General features: G+C 69.8%; 18 protein-coding genes. 3 read left to right on the top strand and 15 right to left on the bottom strand.

The annotated features are described in order from the left end of the window. The first annotated feature begins 63 nt into the window (after nt 1-63). Nucleotides 64-828 (top strand): NUDIX domain-containing protein, encoded by a 765-nt coding sequence (locus ABZ824_RS32275; protein WP_356967766.1) that lies wholly within the window; start codon nt 64-66, stop codon nt 826-828. A 389-nt stretch (nt 829-1,217) separates the two neighbouring features. Here the strand turns inward: ABZ824_RS32275 and ABZ824_RS32270 are convergent, their stop codons facing one another. From ABZ824_RS32270 to bioB, 5 genes are all read right to left on the bottom strand, one after another. Beyond that, nucleotides 1,218-1,763: an ATP-binding protein gene (locus ABZ824_RS32270; RefSeq protein ID WP_356967764.1), complete on the bottom strand. Its 546-nt coding sequence runs from the start codon at nt 1,761-1,763 to the stop codon at nt 1,218-1,220. Between the two features lie 152 nt (nt 1,764-1,915). Further along, entirely contained in the window at nt 1,916-2,449 is a 534-nt protein-coding gene (locus ABZ824_RS32265; RefSeq protein ID WP_356967762.1) for a DUF1353 domain-containing protein, read from the bottom strand. An 89-nt stretch (nt 2,450-2,538) separates the two neighbouring features. Then, the gene (locus ABZ824_RS32260; RefSeq protein ID WP_356967760.1) at nt 2,539-3,192 is read right to left on the bottom strand and encodes a DUF2567 domain-containing protein; all 654 of its coding nucleotides are present in this window, start codon (nt 3,190-3,192) and stop codon (nt 2,539-2,541) included. Next, nucleotides 3,192-3,419, bottom strand: coding sequence for a hypothetical protein (locus ABZ824_RS32255; RefSeq protein WP_355078290.1), 228 nt, complete (start codon nt 3,417-3,419; stop codon nt 3,192-3,194). The genes ABZ824_RS32260 and ABZ824_RS32255 overlap by 1 nt, the downstream gene beginning before the upstream one ends. Nucleotides 3,420-3,451: 32 nt before the next feature. Further along, nucleotides 3,452-4,465 carry a biotin synthase BioB gene (gene bioB, locus ABZ824_RS32250; protein ID WP_355078291.1) on the bottom strand — a complete coding sequence of 338 codons (1,014 nt, stop codon included), beginning with the start codon at nt 4,463-4,465 and terminating at the stop codon, nt 3,452-3,454. 103 nt (nt 4,466-4,568) lie between these two features. Between bioB and ABZ824_RS32245 the strand changes: the two genes are divergently transcribed. Continuing rightward, nucleotides 4,569-5,153: a TetR/AcrR family transcriptional regulator C-terminal domain-containing protein gene (locus ABZ824_RS32245; RefSeq protein WP_355078292.1), complete on the top strand. Its 585-nt coding sequence runs from the start codon at nt 4,569-4,571 to the stop codon at nt 5,151-5,153. Nucleotides 5,154-5,184: 31 nt separating this feature from the next. Here the strand turns inward: ABZ824_RS32245 and ABZ824_RS32240 are convergent, their stop codons facing one another. The 9 genes from ABZ824_RS32240 to ABZ824_RS32200 all read right to left on the bottom strand — a co-directional run bounded on the left by ABZ824_RS32240 (nt 5,185) and on the right by ABZ824_RS32200 (nt 15,662). Next, nucleotides 5,185-6,327: a lipase family protein gene (locus ABZ824_RS32240; protein ID WP_356967757.1), complete on the bottom strand. Its 1,143-nt coding sequence runs from the start codon at nt 6,325-6,327 to the stop codon at nt 5,185-5,187. A gap of 101 nt (nt 6,328-6,428) precedes the next feature. After that, a complete protein-coding gene (locus ABZ824_RS32235; protein WP_356967755.1) occupies nt 6,429-7,652 on the bottom strand; it encodes an MFS transporter in 1,224 nt (407 codons plus the stop codon). A gap of 394 nt (nt 7,653-8,046) precedes the next feature. Continuing rightward, the gene (locus tag ABZ824_RS32230; RefSeq protein ID WP_356967753.1) at nt 8,047-9,396 is read right to left on the bottom strand and encodes an LLM class flavin-dependent oxidoreductase; all 1,350 of its coding nucleotides are present in this window, start codon (nt 9,394-9,396) and stop codon (nt 8,047-8,049) included. Beyond that, entirely contained in the window at nt 9,393-10,145 is a 753-nt protein-coding gene (locus tag ABZ824_RS32225; RefSeq protein ID WP_356967751.1) for an ABC transporter ATP-binding protein, read from the bottom strand. Before ABZ824_RS32225 ends, ABZ824_RS32230 begins: the two co-directional genes overlap by 4 nt. Continuing rightward, nucleotides 10,121-10,984 (bottom strand): ABC transporter permease, encoded by an 864-nt coding sequence (locus tag ABZ824_RS32220; RefSeq protein WP_355078297.1) that lies wholly within the window; start codon nt 10,982-10,984, stop codon nt 10,121-10,123. Before ABZ824_RS32220 ends, ABZ824_RS32225 begins: the two co-directional genes overlap by 25 nt. Further along, a complete protein-coding gene (locus ABZ824_RS32215; protein ID WP_356967749.1) occupies nt 10,984-12,075 on the bottom strand; it encodes an ABC transporter substrate-binding protein in 1,092 nt (363 codons plus the stop codon). Before ABZ824_RS32215 ends, ABZ824_RS32220 begins: the two co-directional genes overlap by 1 nt. Before the next feature lie 64 nt (nt 12,076-12,139). Further along, the gene (locus ABZ824_RS32210; RefSeq protein ID WP_356967747.1) at nt 12,140-13,303 is read right to left on the bottom strand and encodes an alpha/beta hydrolase; all 1,164 of its coding nucleotides are present in this window, start codon (nt 13,301-13,303) and stop codon (nt 12,140-12,142) included. 539 nt (nt 13,304-13,842) lie between these two features. Further along, nucleotides 13,843-14,517: a dethiobiotin synthase gene (gene bioD, locus ABZ824_RS32205; protein WP_355078301.1), complete on the bottom strand. Its 675-nt coding sequence runs from the start codon at nt 14,515-14,517 to the stop codon at nt 13,843-13,845. Next, complete coding sequence (locus ABZ824_RS32200) at nt 14,514-15,662, bottom strand: 8-amino-7-oxononanoate synthase (RefSeq protein ID WP_356967745.1); 1,149 nt, start codon at nt 15,660-15,662, stop codon at nt 14,514-14,516. The genes bioD and ABZ824_RS32200 overlap by 4 nt, the downstream gene beginning before the upstream one ends. Nucleotides 15,663-15,721: 59 nt before the next feature. On the opposite strand from ABZ824_RS32200, the gene ABZ824_RS32195 reads away from it, so the two are divergent. Continuing rightward, a complete protein-coding gene (locus ABZ824_RS32195) occupies nt 15,722-16,117 on the top strand; it encodes a hypothetical protein (protein ID WP_355078303.1) in 396 nt (131 codons plus the stop codon). Here the strand turns inward: ABZ824_RS32195 and ABZ824_RS32190 are convergent. Further along, on the bottom strand, nt 16,104-16,586 hold the full coding sequence (locus tag ABZ824_RS32190) for a MarR family winged helix-turn-helix transcriptional regulator (RefSeq protein WP_356967743.1): 483 nt from the start codon (nt 16,584-16,586) through the stop codon (nt 16,104-16,106). The genes ABZ824_RS32195 and ABZ824_RS32190 overlap by 14 nt on opposite strands. Nucleotides 16,587-16,600: the final 14 nt, after the last annotated feature.

The following is a 16,600-nucleotide window of genomic DNA, read 5'->3' as shown; positions in this document are numbered from 1 at the left end:
CTCGTGCGGTCGGCTACACCGCCGATTCGCACCAAACCAGGTTTTCGACTTATAATCGAAAACGTGGCCCATAGTAGCACCATCCACGAATCGCTCACCGCGGTGTTCCAGGTTCGTCGCTTCCCCCGGGACATCGCCGCAGGTCACGCCCCCGCCGACCGGGCAGAAGGCATGCCGCTACGTTGCCCGCCCGACCAGCGGACCGAACTCGCGGTGTTGTTGTGGGAACGCGCACTCGACCCGCAGAAGGGCACCTGGTCGCTCCCCGGCGGACGTCTCGGCGACGACGAGGACCTCGACGCCTCCGCGCGCCGCCAGCTCGCCGAGAAGGTCGACGTGCGCGAGCTGAGTCATCTGGAACAGCTCTCCGTGTTCAGCGCCCCCGACCGGGTGCCGAGCCCGCGCCGCATCGCCTCGGCCTACCTCGGGCTGGTCCCGCTGACCGCCGACCCGCAGCTGCCCCCGGACACCGCCTGGCACCCGGTCTCGGCACTGCCGGACATGTCCTTCGACCACCGCACGGTAGTCGACCACGCCCGCACTCGGCTGGCGGCGAAACTGTCCTACACCAACATCGCCTTCGCTCTCGCGCCGGACCGGTTCACCATGTCGACACTGCGCGAAATCTATTGCGCCGCACTCGGTTACGACGTGGACACGACGAACCTTCAGCGAGTTCTGTCCCGCCGCAAGGTGATCACCCCCACCGGAGCCACCGCCGCCCCCGGCCGCGCGGGCGGCCGCCCCGCCGCGGTGTACCGCTTCACCGACTCCGGCCTGCGCGTGACAGACGAATTCGCGGCGCTGCGCCCACCCGGCCCTTCGTAACCGGCCGGAAAGCCGGCGATATCGGCGGGTACGCCAGATGCCGGCCGCGGAAGCGGCGGTCAGGCATTGCTCAGCCTTCTGCCGCAGTCTTGCGATGCTTGTCCCGGCGACGGTACTGCCGTTTGCTCGGAATGGGCCGCGCCGCATTACCGCGCCGCAGCGCATCCCGCCGCCGCCACGCCGCCAGATCGGCCCGTTCGCCCCGCGCAGAAGCCGCCCCGTCCTCCACCGCGTGCGCGGTCTTCACCACCCAGCCCCTTTCCGACAACCCTCGGCCACTCCGGCCGCCCACCATATCCTCGCGCCCACGTCGGCTCCAACGGGTTTTCAAGATCAGCGGCACATGGTTGCGGCATTTCGCGAGAAGGCCCTCCGTCGTGTGCCGTTGATCATGAGGAGGCGTCGAGGAAGGCGACGATCGCCGGGATGTCGGGGCGGTAGGCGGAGGTGGTGTCGACCTCGAGTGTCGGCGCGTCGAGGGAGATGCGCTGGAAGGCGGCGGGTGCGGGGTGGTCTGGATCGTCGTGGGCGCGGCGGAGCGGATTCGAACGGTGGCGCTGGTGGATTCGCTGTGTCGCGAGAGCTGGATCGATCGTGCAGTGCACGATGCGGAGCTGGGCGTGGGCGCGCAGCGGTGTGAGGCCGGGACGCCACAGCCGGTCTTGGAAGGCGGCTTCGGCCACCACCGTGACACCGGCCCGCAGGAGCAGTTCCAGCGTCTGGAAGAACACCGGCAGCGTGCGGAGGTTCAGCTCGTTCGAGCGGCTCGGGGCGTAGTTGTCCGTCGCGTGGACCATGCCCTCCTTGATCTCGTCCCGGCAGATGGCTGGGCAGCCGATCGCCCGGGCGAGAGCGTGCGCGAGCGTCGTCTTGCCCGACCCCGGCGGGCCACTGACGACGACGAGGGTGGGGAGCCTGGGCGATCCGTCGCTCATATCGGCACCGTAACTCGTGCGCCGCTGCGGCAGCCGAGAACTCGTCCGCGCCGGTGGCGGGTTGCCCGCGCGGATCCGGCGACCCGGCCGGGCTCGCCGGCGCGAGGCTCGCCAGCAGCGCGCACGAAGTTCGCACCGAGACCCCAGGTCGGTCAGGCGGTCTTCATCTGCGGACCGGGCGGCGGAGCTTCGGTCCGCTGCGTTAGGCGCGACCCGGCCCAGAAGGCCAACTCCACCAACCAGAACAACAGGAGGAACACCGTCACCACGGTCGCGGGAACGGCGAGGAAGAACACCGAAGGGACCGCGACGACGACGAACCGGGCGACGTCGCCCGCACTCGCGCCGCGTAACCGGTGAGCGGCGCGCACGGCCGCCCACATCATCCAGCGGCGCGGCAGCGAGACCCTGAGTTCGTGCAGGCTACGGCGGAAGATGCCGTCGGCGTCGGCCACGCTCACCGCGTTCGAGCTGAGCAGGTAGTCGTGCAGGATCGCGGCTCGGGTGTAGACGCCGTAACGCGGAATCAGCCAGATCAGCGCCCGCGGCACCGAGGCGAAATCGGTACGGAAACCAGCTGGGACCACGAATTCCTCACTCGCACCGTGATAGACCAGTGGTTCGGTCACCCGCCAGAACTTGGCGTCGAGCTCTTCGACGACCGGACCGCCACCCACGAAGGCCACGTCCCATTCCTTCCCAGCACGCTACGAGTTCCCGACCCCGAAGTGGTTCGGAAAGCCTTCCCCGTCGCGGCGACGTGCCGGACGACGCGTCAGCGGCGCTGGCGATATTCGGGCAGCGAATATCCCTCTGGGGCAGGCTGGTAGCCACCATAGGGCAGCTCTGCGCTGCTCGCAGCGTCACCATAGGGCATGAAGGCGCCCTGGCCGTCGTAGGAGGCTTCCTCCTTCCGGGCGGCGCGGCGGCCACTGCCGAGATCCGCCGAGGTACTCAGCGCCGCGAGGAACAGCATGACGAACGACGCGATCAGCGGCTGCACGATCAGCGCGAGGTCGCTGCCGAGTTCGATCGGCAAGGTGACGATCTGGCCCACCGGCGGGTCGTGCGGGCGCGGATGCGACCACTCGGCCACCTGCTCCCCTACACCGGCCATCACGACCGCACCCAGGCCGGAACCGATCAGCAGGCCCAGCTGCAACAGCGGCCCACGCGCCGAGCGCCAGCGCCACACGGCCAGTGCGCACAGCAATCCGAGCACCGCCCCCGCGAGGACGAACAACGCCAGCGCGTCGAACTGATGCGCACTCTCCCCGGTCAGTCCGACACCGCGACCCGGTTCGACCACGAGCAGCCGCTCGGTCGGCGCGAGCAGGCCCCAGCCGACACCGGCGAGCGCGCTCACCACCACCACGGCGACGGCGACCACAGCCGCCGCCCGCACCTCACCCCGCAACGACGACGCCACTAGCGGCGTTCCAGTTCGGCCGAGTCGACGACGCCGTGCCGGGAGCACTTGGCCCACCAGCCGTCCGGGCTCACCTGCACGATCATGCGGCGTCCGCACTGTTCGCAGAAGCGCGGCGGCTCCAGGCCCAGCGCGGCGGCGGCCGGGATCGCGTCGTCGAGGCCCGGCACGATTCGCTTGCCGGTGAACGGGTTGTAGCGCTCGTCCATGTCCATGACAGTACTCATGCTCGCTCGCCTCTTCGTCGCAACCGAGCCGGTCAGAGCGTTTCGTTGAGCGCCTTGATCGGCATCTTCAGCTCGCCGAGCAGGTCCAGGTCCTGTTCGGCCGGGCGGCCGAGGGTGGTCAGGTAGTTGCCGACGATGACGGCGTTGATGCCGCCCAGGATGCCCTGCTTGGCGCCGAGGTCACCGAGGGTGATCTCCCGGCCGCCCGCGAAGCGCAGCATGGTGCGCGGCAGCGCGAGCCGGAACGCGGCAACGGCCCGCAGCGCGTCGGACGCGGGCAGCACCTCCAGGTCGCCGAAGGGCGTACCCGGACGCGGGTTGAGGAAGTTCAGCGGCACCTCGTCGGGCTCGAGTTGGGCCAGGTTCGCGGCGAACTCGGCGCGTTGCTCCAGCGTCTCGCCCATGCCGAGGATGCCGCCGCAGCAGACCTCCATGCCCGCTTCGCGGACCATGCGCAGGGTGTCCCAGCGCTCCTCCCAGGTGTGCGTGGTCACCACGTTCGGGAAGTAGGACCGCGAGGTCTCCAGGTTGTGGTTGTAGCGGTGCACACCCATGGCGGCCAGCTGGTCCACCTGCTCCTGGGTGAGCATGCCCAGCGAGCAGGCGACCTGGATGTCCACCTCGTTGCGGATCGCCTCGACACCGGCGGCCACCTGGGCCATCAGGCGCTCGTCGGGACCGCGCACGGCCGCCACGATGCAGAACTCGGTGGCGCCGGTCTTCGCGGTCTGCTTGGCGGCTTCCACCAGGCTGGGAATGTCCAGCCACGCGGCGCGCACCGGCGACTGGAACAGGCCCGACTGCGAGCAGAAGTGGCAGTCCTCCGGGCAACCGCCGGTCTTGAGGCTGATGATGCCCTCGACCTCGACCTCGGGGCCGCACCACTTCATGCGCACCTCGTGCGCCAGGGCGAGCAACTCCTCCAGCCGGTCGTCACCGAGCCGTAGCACCTCCAGGGTCTGTTCCTGGGTCAGTCCCACCCCGCGCTCGAGCACCTGCTCGCGGGCGATCGACAAGATTTCGGTGTCTACAGGTGCCTGGGTCACTGCACGAATCCCTTCGTCCGGCCGAGGTGGCCGTGCAACTTGAACGGTGTTCAGGCTAGGGTAGCGGTAGGAGTGAGTCAAAGCACGACGGGAAGGGCATCGAGTGCAGCTGCACCGGGCGGACGTGGTCGACGGAGCCATCGCGATTCTGGACCGATACGGCCTGGCCGACCTCACCATGCGCAGGTTGGCCGGCTCACTCCAGGTGCAGCCCGGCGCGTTGTATTGGCACTTTCCGAACAAGCAGGCGCTGCTCGGCGCGGTCGCGGACAAGATCCTCGCGCCCATGGAGGACCCGATCGCGGCCGAGGAATGGTCCGGGCAGATCACCGAACTGGCGCACCGGCTGCGCGACTGCCTGCTGGCCTATCGCGACGGCGCCGAATTGGTGTCGGCGACCTACGCGTCCCGGCTCACCACGAGCAAAGGGCGAGAACGGCTGGTGAGCGCCGCCATCCGCGCGGGCATGCCGCGCCAGGAGGCCGAACTCGCGGCGTTCACGCTGCTCTACTACGTCCTCGGCGAGACCGTGGACGAGCAGTCCAGGATGCAGATGGACTCGGCGGGCGCCCTGCCCGAGGGCGCCTCGCCGTTGGAGGAGACCACCGACCCCACCGCCCGTTTCGACTTCGGCCTGCAATTGTTCGTCGCGGGCGTGCGGCACTTGCTCGGCACCCGCGTCCGCTGATGCCGGGCGGGTGACCACGCCGTTCCGAACCTCAGCGCAGGTGCGTGTTCAGGAAGGCCAACGCGTCCGGGAGCGATGCCAGGAACGCGCCGCTGTGGTCCTGGCCGGGGTACTGCTGGACCGTCACCCGTATTCCGGGGTTCAGCTCTTGCAGTTTCTTCCCGTAGTTCGCGGTGTCGGTCGGAGGCACATCGATGTCCGCGGTGCCGTAGCCGATCAGGAGATCGCTGGTGAACCGGTCTTCCGGATATCCCGTCAGGGCGGCGATGTCTTCGGCGAAGGTGGGCGTCGGCCGGTCGGGGTCGGCGACGAGCGCCGAAGGTCGGCGGCCGTCGGCGCGCTCGACCAGATGCGAAAGGCATTCGTGGGCGGCCTTTTCCACGAAGTCCTTGCCGAAATCGGACAGGTACGGGGTGACGCTGCCGGGGTTCAGTTCCTCCAGCGAGGCCAGGTAGTACGCGGCGTAGGCGATCTGGTTCTTGGAGCCGGTCGAGTCCGCCCGGAACATCTCCGGCAGGCTCTTGCTCGGGTCGGTGCGCAGCCCGGTGGCCACCACTCCGCTCAACCCCGTAGCGGAACCGCCTTTCTCGGCATACAGACCGGCCGCGCTCATCACCGCGTGCGCTCCCTCCGACTGACCGACCAAGACCCATCTGCTCGATAGCGGAACCGGAGTCGTGCGCATCGCCGCGACCGCGTCGATTATCGACATCCCCTCGACGTTCGTGTTGTAGTAGCTGAACTGCCCGCGGGTGCCGAGGCCTTGATAGTCGGGAGCCAGTACCGCGTACCCGTTCTCCAGGATCTGGTCGAAATAGGTGATGTTCCGCTCGGACTGCGGGCGGCGCGACGGCGCGCAGGCATCGCCGATGCCCGCGGTTCCGTGTGCCCACACCACCAGCGGCCATCCTCCCTGCGGCGGCAGGCCCGGGGGCAGATAGAACGCACCGGATGCCTGCGCCGGTGCGCCGTGCTGATCGGTCGTGGTGTAACCGATCCCGAACGACACCGCGGCCTTGGGAAAAGTCCACGCGGGATCGAGCAGCTCGATCCCGCTCAATTGCCCGGTCGTCGGGCTTTCCGCTGTCGCAGGGGCCACCCCGAGCGTGACCGCGACGCACATGCTTATCGAGGCGGCGACCAGGCCGGATCGCCGAAGGAACGATAGGGACATGCCGCAGCACCATACCGACGCACGCCGATGACCAGACCCTAGCGACACGTGCCACCAGTGGAAATTCTCGAATCCCGCGCAACGTCGGCGAGGCCGAGCGCCTACCCGGTCTGGGCCGACCGCCGCCCTGGCGCCCCGACCACGCCCGGAAACCAGCGATGCATCGTGTAGGCGCCCGCCGCGGCGGTGAGCGCGAGCGCGATGGCCGCTCCGCCGAGCACGGTCACGGCGCTGATCGCGCCGACCGCCACCGGTCCGACGAACATGCCGATGTCGTGGGTGAGCCGCCAGGCCCCGAGGAACTCCGCCCGCTGCCCGTCGGGCGCGACATCAGCGCCGACCGTCATGATCAGCCCGTTGCTCATGCCGTTGGCCAGCCCGAGCAGCACGGCGGCGCAACCGAGCCCGAGCACCGAGGAAGTGCACGGCAGCACACCGAAACCGGCGGCGAACAGGACCATCGACGGCACGCCGGTCGCCCGCCTGCCGTAGCGATCCAGCCACACGCCCGCCGGATACGACATCAGCACGTCCACCGCGCCCGCCAGGCCGAACACCAAACTGGTGGTCGACGCGCTCAGTCCGATGTGCGCGGCCCACAACGGAAGCAGCGCCAGCCGGGCCGCACGCGCGGCCCCGACCAGCAGCGCGGCCAGGCCGAGTGTGCCGAGGGTCCTGCGGTGCTCGACCACGATCGCCGTCAGCGCGTGCCCCGCGCCCGCCTCGCCCGATCCCTCCGGCGATCGGATCGCCGCCATGGCCGCGCCGGACACCACCGTGGTCACCAACTGCAACCACAACGCGCCGTTGGGACCGAGCGAATGCACCACGGCCGCACCGAGGAACGGTCCGCAGAAGAACCCCAGCCGCATGGAACCGGCCAGCGTCGACATCGCGCGGCCGAGGTCGTTCGGGGGCACCACGGCAACCAGATAGGACTGGCGAGCCAGGCCCCACACCGCGCCCGCCGCGCCGTTGAGCAGCATGCCCAGCGCGAGCACGCCGACATTCGGCGCGACGATCGCCGCGAGCACGCCGATCGCACCGAGCACCGAACCCACCGCAAGCGCACCGCGTTCCCCGATGGTCGCGACGACCCGCCCCGCGGGCAGGTCGGTGAGCACCATGCCCAACCCGGACAGCGCGACGATGATCCCCGCCAGCCCGGCCGACGCGCCCAGGTCGAGCGCGCGCAGCGCGTACATCGGCGCCGCCGCGCCGGACCCGATGCCGTACACCACCATCGGCACGAACACCGTCCAGGTCAGCGACCGCAACCGCACCGCGCCGACGATGTCGCCCGCTACGACGGACCGCTCGCTCATCGCATCGCCGATCGATGCCGCGAGGCCGCGCTCCGCCCGATCACATCCGGCCCGAAGCCGCTGCCCGAGGCGAACCGCACAACCGGCGTGGTGGAGGCAACCCGCGACAAGACAGCACGAGACTCGGAACCGGCCGCCCACCAGTGTCCGGAGCGCACCTGGCTCGCATTGCCCTGGAACCCGACTCGCTGGTTCGAGTCGACCAGCACAGCGTGTGGATCGAAGACGCGCACGCTAGCGTGCGCGACCGACTTCGAATGCCCGACCCGTGAGCGGGGCACGGCGTCGGCCGGCCCCGCACCGAACGCGCGGGGCCGACCCATCGCACGCACCGGTGCCGTCCTGTGGCGGACAGCCCGGCGCCCAGGCGGACAGTCGCTTTCGTCGGCGCCGCTCACCGGGCCAGCGCGGGCTGCGGGGCGAAACGGCTGTCGGGGCGGGGCAGGCCGAAGTGGTCGCGCAGGGTGGTGCCGGTGTACTCGGTGCGGAACAGGCCGCGTTCCTGCAGGATCGGCACGACCGTCTCGGCGAAGATCTCCAGTCCGCCCGGGTAATACGGCGGCATGACGTTGAACCCGTCGGCCGCGCCGTTGCGGAACCATTCCTCGATGGTGTCGGCGACCTGCTCGGGGGTTCCGGCGAACACCCGGTGACCGCGCGCACCGGCGAGGCGGTGCAGCAGGCCGCGCACGGTCGGCCGTTCGCGTTGCACGATGCCCGCCACGACCTGCAAGCGGCTCTTCCCGTTGTCGGTCACATCGCCCGCCGCCTCGAACAAATCGACTGGGACCGGCTCGTCCAGCGGCAGGTGCCGCAGGCTGATCCCGACGATGCCCTCCAACTGGGCGAGGCCGTATTCCGGCACGGTGAGCTCGTTGAACTCCTGCTCCAATTTCTTGGCCGCCGCCTCGGTGTCGGCGATGAACGGGCTGATCCCCGGCAGGATCTTGATGTGCTCGGGGTCGCGGCCGAAGCCACGGGCCCGCTCCTTGATGTCGGCGTAGAACGCCTGGGCGTCGCTGAGCCGCTGATGCGCGGTGAAGATCGCCTCGGCGTACTTGCCCGCGAACGCCCGCCCGTCGTTCGACGCGCCCGCCTGCACCAGCACCGGGTGGCCCTGCGGCGTGCGCGGCGCGTTGAACGGTCCACGCACCCGCAGATATTCGCCAGCGAAGTCGATCTGGTGGATCTTCTCCCGGTCGGCGTACACTCCTGAGGCTTGGTCCAGGACGATGGCGTCGTCCTCCCAGCTGTCCCACAGCGCCACCACGGCGTCGACGAATTCCCGAGCACGGGCGTACCGTTCGGCGTGGTCGGGATGCTTGTCCAGACCGAAGTTCGCCGCGGCGAGATCGGTGCCGGTGGTGACGATGTTCCAGCCCGCCCGGCCGCGGGAGATGTGGTCCAGCGTGGAGAACAGCCTGGCCAGGTTGTAGGGCTCGTAGTACGTGGTCGACGCGGTGGCGATGAGGCCGAGATGCGTCGTCGCGGTGGCGATCGCGGTGAGCAGGGTGATCGGTTCCAGGCCGGAGGTCGCGTTGTGCTTCACGTTGTTGTGCAGGGCGGGTCCGTCGGCGAAGAACACCGCGTCCAGTTTCGCCGCTTCGGCGGTGCGTCCGATCTCCTGGTAATAGGCGACGTCGTAGATCCGTTCGGGGCTGCTCCACGGATGCCGCCAGGCCGCCTCGTGGTGGCCGGAGGGGTAGATGAAGGCGTTGAGGCTGAGTTGGCGCGGTGCGGTCATGAGGCTTTCTTCTCGTCGGTGGGCGTGTCGACGACGTCGACGCCCAGGCTGGCCAGCAGGAGGGAACGGTGCCGCAGGAAGGCGGGATCGCCGTGGCGGCGGGGGCGTTCCAGGTCGATGCGCTGGTCCACCGCGATGCGCCCGTCGTCGAGCACCAGGACACGGTCGGCCAGCAGCACCGCCTCGTCCACATCGTGGGTGACCAGCAGCACGGCGGGCCGGTGCTCGGCGCACAGGTCCTGCAGCAGTGCGTGCATCTTGATCCGGGTCAGCGCGTCCAGCGCGCCGAACGGTTCGTCCGCCAGCAGCAGCTCGGGTTCGCGCACCAGCGAACGCGCCAAGGCGACACGCTGTTGCTCACCACCGGAAAGCTCCTTGGGCCAGGCCTTCTCCCGGCCCGCGAGCCCGACCTCGGCCAGTGCCGCGCGACCGCGACCGGCGGCGTCCGTACCGCCGAGACCGAGGGTCACGTTGTCGAGCACCCGAACCCAGGGCAGCAACCGGGAGTCCTGGAACACCACCGAACGCTCGCTGGGCACGCTCAATTCGCCGGAACCCGGCACGTCGTAGTCCAATTCGGCGAGCGCCCGCAGCAGCGTGCTCTTGCCCGAACCGCTGCGGCCGAGCAGCGCGACGAACTCGCCGCGCGCGATGTCGATGTCGATGTCGCGCAGCACCACCCGGTCGCCGAAGCCACGGCGCAGCCGCCGGGCGCGGACGACGTTCAGTCCCCGAGTGTCTGCCGCCATGACAGCGCCTTCCTTTCCACCGCGCGCACCAGGATGTCGCCGAACAGGCCGAGCAGGCCGTAGATCACCAGGCCGACCACGATGATGTCGATCTGGCCGTAGGTGCGGGCCTGGGTCATCAGGTAACCGATGCCGCTGGTGGCGTTGACCTGTTCCACCACGACCAACGCCAGCCAGGAGATGGTGACGGCCAGCCGCAGGCCGGTGAAGAAGCCGGGCAGCGATCCCGGCAGCGCGATCCGGCGGACGAATCCCCACCGCGACAGGCCGACGGTTTGGGCGAGTTCCACATACCTGGCGTCGACGCTGCGCAGGTGAGCGTGCGTATTCAGGTAGATCGGGATCGCCACGCTGGTGGTGATCACCACCAGCTTCATTTCCTCGCCGATGCCGAACCACACGATGAACAGTGGGATCAGCGCGAGCGTCGGAATGGCGCGCTTGATCTGGATCGGCCCGTCCACCAACGCTTCACCGACCCGGCTCAGCCCGGCCAGCAGCGCCAGCACCAGGCCGATCGCGACACCGAGCCCGAGCCCGATCACGGCGCGCTGCACCGAGGTCAGCAGATTGCTCTGTAAACGGCCGTCGGCGAGCAGGTCACCGGCGGTCTCGGCGACCGTCCACGGCGCGGGCAGGGTCTCCGGATCCAAAGCGCCCGTGGCCGAACCGGCCACCCAGGCGGCGATCAGCAACGCCGGTCCCACCGCGATGCCGAACGGGATGGGGCGGCCAGGGCCGAGGCGCGGCCGGGTCGGTTTGCGTTTCGCCAGTATCGGTTCCGCCGTGGAGCGGCCGAGGCCGAAGCGGCGCAGCACCCCGGCGTCGAGGGTCGCCATCAGCGTGCCTTCGGTTCGAACGACGCGCCACTCTCAGTCACCGCTTGCGTGATCGCGGCGTCGAAGCGCAGGTCGAAGCCGTTGGACGCCTGCACCTTCTTGGGCAGTTCGCCCGCCTTGGCGATGGCGTCGATGGTGGCCTGCTGCCGGTCGACCAACTGCTGGTCCAGATGCGGGAAGACGTAGGTGCCCAGCGAGTCCACGATGCGCTTGGCGTCGTCGGCGCTCACCTTCTGGTTGTCCACGTAGTAGCGGCGCGCCCAGTCCTCCGGGTGGGTGTTGGCCCACTGGTAGGCGCGGACGAACGCGCCGACCAGCGCCCGGGTGGCGGCTGCCTTCGCCGGGTCCCGCACGACGGCGCGGCGGGCGTACAGGTAGGCGAGACCGCCGTAGATGCCCGCGGTCTCGGAGTCGGGGACCAGCGAGGTGCCCGGCGTGCGCAGGAACCGGGTGACGTTCGGCTCGATCAGCGGCGCGACGTCGACCTGGCCGGTGCGCACGGCATCGAGGAACTCGGCCAGTTGCAGCCGGACCAGCTGCACGTCGGAGGTGGTGAGCCCGGCCTTGTCGATGGCGCGCAGCACGGCGGCCTGCTGTGCCGTGCCCTCCGCGTAAGCGATCTTCTTGCCCTTCAGATCGGCGAGCTTCGTCACCGACTTGCCCGGCGCCACCGCGAGTTTCAAGGCCGTGGTGCTGGTCTGGTAGGACGCGATGATCGGGACGTCCTGCCCGGCCACCAAGGCGTGGATCGGCGGGACGTCGCCGACCTGGGCGACGTCGGCGGCGCCCGCCCGGAACGCCTCCAGGATGGCGGGACCGCCGACGAAGTTGGCGAACTCCACCTTGAACGGAAGCTTGTCGAGCTCGCCGGAGATGCGCAGCACCGATTGCAGGCGCTCGGATTGGTCGGCGACCACGAGGGTGGTGCCTGCGGGAACCTCGGTCGGCAGTGGTCCTTCGGCGGTGGGACCGACCGGCTTGTCGTCCTTCGCGCAGCCGGTGAGTCCGAGGGTCGCAACGGTCGCCACGGCGAGCAATGCGGCGGTCGCGCGGCCACGGAGGCCGGACCGGAACGTACTTGGTCGGAACATAAGGCGAATTAGAACAAGACGAAACCGGCGCGAAAACGGTTTGTCTCAGCCTGGTTCGAACCCCTCAGCGGGGCGGCGCTGCCACCGTCGTCGACCGGACCTGCTGCTGGTAGCGCTGCACGAACGGCAGAATCTGCTGCTCGATCACCGTGTTGTATTCCCGGGGCCGCTGCATCGGATTCGCGTGCCCGGTGTTTCGCGCCAGCACCACCAGCAGCGTGCCGTCCACTCCGCCGGACCGCTCGATCAGCACCCGATGGGAGTACTCGACGTCGACCACGCGGTCGGCGCTCGCGTCGCGCGGCCGGATGAAGACGATGGCGGGCCGTGGCTTGTCGGCCACGGGCTGGGCGAGGGCGCGCAGGTCGTCCATCGCGCCACCGGCCACGATTGCGGTGAACTGGGATTCGATCAGACCGTTGCTCGCCGCGTCGCGCGAGACGATCTTCTCCCGCATCACTTCCGCCAGCACCTGGCCCAGTTGGCCGAACCGGATGCCGGGCAGCCCGTCGCCCCGGTCGACGAAACGGTCCCGGCGAGCGTAGGTCTCCACGGCCAGCCGGAGCATGCGGCTTTCCCGCGCACCGGGCAGCCAGCCCATCCACCGCAGCATGTCCTCACCGCGCCCGCGACTCTCCGGACGGACCGCGTTCAGGTCGACCGGCGTGCAGTCCAGGATCACCCCGACCAGTCTGCGGTCGCTGTCCCGGTGGATGTGCTCGGCGACCTCCAGTGCGATCACGCCGCCCATGCTGTGGCCGACGAGCACGATGTTGCGCAGGCCCGACAGTTCGGCGGCGCGCACGACGAGGTCGGCGATCACCTTGGTGTCGATACCTTGATTGTCGTAGCGGATCGCCCACACCATGCCCATCCTGCGCAGAGCGGGCAGCGCGGCGGCGGTGTCACTGGCGTCGAGCCCGCCGAGCCCGACCAGATCCACCACGACGGTGTCCCAGTTCTGCGGGTCCACCGGCGGGGCGACGGGCAGGATGGCGGGCTCGGTGCGCGCCAGTCGCGCCTGTTCCGGCGCGACGTCGTACTTCCAGTACTGCGCGAACACCACGAGCCCGGCCAGCAGCAGTGCGGCCACCCGAAGCAGCGTCACCCTGGTGCGGCGCAACGTCTTCCACCCGTGCCCCAGGCTCGTGTCCCGCAGCCGAGATCGGCGTCGCGCGTCGTCCCAGTCGGAGACGGTGGACGGGTGCCTCTCGTCCATCGGCGACATTCATCCCACTGTAGGCACGGGTGCGGGCGGTCGCCATGAGCCCGCTATCGTTCAGCGTGCCGCCTCGGCCATGGCCGCGAGTTTGCCCAGCGAGTTCCGGCGGCCGAGTTCGTTGTCGTCGAGCGCGATTCAGCTCGACAGACCGTCGGGTACCTCCTGCACGTCGGTGCCGCCCTCGGCATAACGCAAGGTAGCTGATAGTGTGCTCCTCGTCACCGACGGATCGCAGGTCGTGAATTCGATGATCTGCACCACGTGCTCGTGCGGGCCGCGCGAAATGCTGTGCGCGGTGGCCTTGCCGCTACCGTGGGCGCGGTAGCCTTGCCGCTACCGTGGGCTCGTCGCGCAAGCGAGCGTGATTCGGAACACGCCGACCTCCCCGGGCATCGAATTCGCGCACGTGTCCGGTCCTGCCGTCTGGCACCATCCACTGCCGCACCGCTTCCACGCGCAGATGCCACCGAACACCGGTCGCGCGTCCGCACTCAGCGGGGTCACCGACAGGTTCGGGGAGACTCGCGTCGCGGAAACGCCATCGATCAGCGGAAAGGCGACCAGGCGGGCTCGAACCACCCCGGGGCGGCGGCGATGAATCGCGCACGCTCCCAGCCGCCCGCGCCTTGCGGCACCGAACCCACCAGGTCGACGCCGCTGACGCGCGGCAGGTCGATGCGATTGCATTCGGCGGCGAGATCCGGTTCGGCGGGCCAAGAGCCGATCACCAGGCCTTGGCACCGCACGCCCGCCGATTGCAGTGCGCGGGTGGTCAGTTCGGTGTGGTTGAGCGTCCCCAGCCCGGCCGCGGTGACCAGCAGGACGGGCGCGCCGAGTTTCTGGGCGAGGTCGAGCAGGGTGAAATCGCCTAGGCGCACCAGCAATCCGCCCGCGCCCTCGACCAGGACGAGGTCGGCGTCGGTCAGGGAATCGACGGCGGCGGCGGTCTCGGCGAGTGTCAGCTCCGGCAGCCCGGCCCGGCGGGCGGCGGTGTCGGGCGCCAGCGGGTCCGGGTAGCGGGCGAGTTCGAGCGTGCGGGTGACGCCGGACAATCGTTGGATCTCCGCGAGGTCTCCGGGTTCGCCCACCGCGACACCGGTCTGGCCCGGCTTGCACACCGCCACCGAACGGCCGTTCGCCATCGCCGCGGCGGCGACGGCCGCGGTGACGACGGTCTTGCCGACATCGGTGGAGGTTCCGGTGATCAGCAGGACGGTCATGCCGGCACCGCCTCTCGCGCCTGCGCCAGCACTTCGCCGAGCACCGTCGCGATGGAGTCGAGTTCGGCCGGAGTGAGATTCGCCCGCGCGGTCAAGCGCAGTCGCGACGTGCCTTCCGGAACCGTCGGCGGACGGAAGCAGCCAACGTCCAGCCCGTGCGCTCGGCACGCCTGCGCGGCGTCGAAGGCCACTTGCGCCGGACCGAGCACGACCGACACCACCGCCGAAGGCGGCGCGGGCACACCGGCGATCCCGGCGATGTCCGCGGCGCGCGCCAGCACCCGCTCGGCCAGCTCCGGCTGGGCGCGCAGCACCCGCAACGCGGCCCGCGCGGCGCCGACGGCGGCGGGCGCGAGACCGGTGTCGAAGATGAACGTGCGCGCGGCGTCGATCAGGTGGGCGCGCACCCGGCCACTGCTCAGCACCACACCGCCCTGCGCGGCAAGGGATTTCGACAGCGTCGCGGTGATCACCAGATCCGGCGCCCCCGCCAGGCCCGACTCGTGCGCCAACCCGCGTCCGCCCGCCCCGCGCACACCGATGCCGTGTGCCTCGTCCACCACGAGCACCGCCCCGTTGGCCCTGGTCACCCGGTGCAGTTCGGTCAACGGCGCGAGATCGCCGTCGGCGCTGAACACCGAATCCGTGAGCACCAGCGCACGTTCCTCGACGCGCTCCGACAGCAGCCGCTCCACGGCCGCGACGTCGCGATGCGGCGCGATCTCCACCCTGGCGCGGGAGAGCCTGCACGCGTCCACCAGCGAGGCGTGGCTGCCCGCGTCGGAGATCACCAGCGAACCGCGCCCGGCCAGCGCGGTCACCGCGCCGAGGTTGGCCGCGTATCCGGAGGCGAACACGAGTCCCGCTTCGGCGCCGACGAATTCGGCCAACTCGGTCTCCAGCAGTTCGTGCTCGGTGGTGGTGCCGGTGACCAGCCGCGACCCGGTCGACCCCGCACCCCAGCGGCGCACCGCCTCGATCGCGCCTTCGATCACCTCGGGGTGGCGCACCAGGCCGAGATAGTCGTTGGAGGCGAGATCGATCGACGGCGCCTGCGGGGCGCGCGGCCGCAGCTCGCGGCGCAGTCCCGCGGCCACGCGCGCGGAAGCGCGTTCGTCCAACCAGCTCAACGGATCGGTAGTCACAGCTCCGAAGCATACTTGAACACCGTTCAGGGCACTCTCCCGCAGGTCCGCTGGTACCGTTGAGCCCATCGTTGGTGGTGTCACCGGCCCGCGGTGACAAGCTGCACCGGGAGGTACACGGCCGGATGCCGCGGTGGGCGATAGTCGTCGAGGAAACAACGGGCTCGGGCGATCACAAGCGCTGGTCACCCCGAATCCTGACGGAAGTGGTCGGCACGCGCGCACAAGCGCTGGCGAAACTGGCCGGAGTGCTGCCCACCTACACCCCGGAGCATCCCAAGCTGCGCGGTCGCCGCGTCGTGCTCCGCGACGGTGACACCTATCTACTGATGGTGCGCGGCTGGTCGGACGACTACCACTGCATCTTCCGGGTGTGGGAGATGCTGTCCGACAGCGATCGTCCCGACCTCGCCGACGGCCGCCCTAATTCGTCCGATCGGCTCACGGACCGGTGAACCAGTTCGGCGTATCCAGCCGGAACACCTCGCCGGGCGTCAGCGAGCGCAGGTCGCGCTCCAGTTCGGCCAGCCGATCCGCGCCGAGCAGTTCCGCCCAGCGATCGTGGATCCGGTCGAACGTTCGCGCCGATCGGGTCAGCACGTCATCGGCGCGTTCGGTGAGCGTGTAGACCTTGCGCCGCGCGTCGGACGGATCGTGCCCGCGGCGAAGGTAGCCCAGCCGCTCCAACGCCTCGATATGCTTGCCCGCGGCCTGTTTCGAGACACCGAGCGCGCGCCCCAGGTCGGCGGCCGTGCAACCGTGCGGCCCGCCCGCGCGGCCGATCGCCTGGAAGACGAAGCCGTGCATCGGCCGCAACTCGGCGTGACCGTGCTCGGCCAGATCCGCGTGCACCTCGTCGATCACAGCCCGGAAGCCGAGCAGCATGCGCAGCGGCAGCTCATAGCCACCCCTGTCACTTGACATGATGGACAACCTCG

The organism is Nocardia sp. NPDC047038 (assembly GCF_040644075.1).
GTDB lineage: Bacteria > Actinomycetota > Actinomycetes > Mycobacteriales > Mycobacteriaceae > Nocardia > Nocardia sichangensis.
The sequence above is the reverse complement of the archived record's forward strand: the minus strand, read 5'-3'. Positions and strand labels throughout refer to the sequence as shown.